This is a genomic window from Gibbsiella greigii (assembly GCF_039540155.1).
Classification (GTDB): domain Bacteria; phylum Pseudomonadota; class Gammaproteobacteria; order Enterobacterales; family Enterobacteriaceae; genus Gibbsiella; species Gibbsiella quercinecans.
In genome coordinates this window covers 1-1535 of sequence record NZ_BAABEM010000036.1, presented here as the reverse complement: position 1 = coordinate 1535, position 1535 = coordinate 1, and the positions used below count along the sequence as shown (strand labels likewise).

The 1535-nt window shown below is 62.5% G+C and carries 1 protein-coding gene; it reads right to left on the bottom strand.

Annotated elements, in window-relative coordinates; translation table 11 throughout:
* Positions 1-1535 (bottom strand): hemagglutinin repeat-containing protein (locus AC559G_RS18195; RefSeq protein WP_498913695.1); only part of this gene is annotated, 1535 nt, incomplete at both ends.

The following is a 1535-nucleotide window of genomic DNA, read 5'->3' as shown; positions in this document are numbered from 1 at the left end:
TAGGCATTCTGGCTGCTGCTCAGAAAACCTTTACTGCTGCTACTGCCCTGCTGCATCAGGTGCTGTTCATCCCGGCTGGCGTTGAGAGAAATATCCCCGGCCGCGTTAAGCCCAATCGTGCCGGCCTCACTTTGCAGCGTGCTGCCCTGGAGGGTGATATCCCCCTGTTTCGCGACGACCGTCACGCCGTCTTTGGCGCTGAACACGCTGCCAAGCGCGGTATCGTTGGCGCTTTCGGTTTGGCGCTGGCTTTGCGTAGCGCCCACCTGGTTTTGCTCGCTGTCGCTCTCCGCCAACCGCTGGCGCGCCTCCTTGAGGGTTACCTGTTGTGCGCTCAGGCCAATGCTGCCTGCCGCGCTGTCCACCTGCGCGCCTTCGGCGATAACGTTGCCGCCGGCCACCAGCGTCACACCGTTGTCACCGCTGAGCGCACTGGTGTGCAGAGTCTCTTCCCGGCGGCTATTGCTCACCGTTGAGGTGCTGCTGTTGGCATGCAGTTGGGTATCATGGGTGGTGGTATCAGCCAGTAATGCCACATTGCCGCCGGCCCGCAGTTGCGTTTCCCCACCGGCGGCGGCCTGGCTACCCTGCAGGGTGAGATCCTGGCCCGCCGTCAGGCTGAGGTTGCCGCCGGCATTCAGGCTGCTGCCCAAAACCTGCTGCCATTCACCGCTCACCTGGGCCAGGCGTTCACCGGCGGCTTCCAGCCCGGCGCTGGTGCGGTTGCCCATCGCGCCGGCAATCACGTTCAGTTCCGCCGTCGTGCTGCTACGGGCCGTGGTGATGTTCAGATTATTGCTGGCGCTAAGGCTGAGGTTCTCGCTGGCGGTGAGGCTCGCCCCCTGCAAACGGATATCGCCGCCGCTCAGGCTAAGCTCACGCGCCTGCATGCTTGCCTGGCGCAGCGCATCCTGCAGGTTGGTGCTCAGGCCGATGCTGTCTGCCTGCACATTGAGGGTATCAGCACGGATGTCGCCCCCCAGATGCAGGAACTGGTCGCTATCAATACTTAACGCCTGATCGGCAAACAGGTTAGCCGCGTTGCTGAGGCTGCCGGTTGACAGCTGCAGATTGCCGCCCGCGATCACCGCGCCATCACCGGTGATGCGCACCGTGCTGTTGGCCAGATAGACTTGCGGCACCCACACGGTCTGCGGCCCCGTGGCCGTCTCAACCGTTTCGCTCACCAGCCAGACGATATCCTGCTGTAATGCGGCAATCTGTGACGGCGTGAGGGCCACGCCGGGCACCAGATGGAAATCTTCCGCCACCGTGATCGCGTTATTCATCAGGGCCTGATATTGCGCCATGGCATCAAAGCCCTGCAATGAGGGGCGCCCGGTCAACGCCAGTAGCTGTTCACGCACCACCCGCTGTTCGTAGTAACCATCCCCCAGGCGCTTATGCACCTGGCCGGGATCATAACCGACCTGCTGCAACAGATAATCGCTGCTCAGGAACTGGCTTCTGTCGGTAAAGCGTGAGTCAGTCACCACCAGGAAAGCGCTCTCTGCCGCAGTTTGCTGGCGGAACAG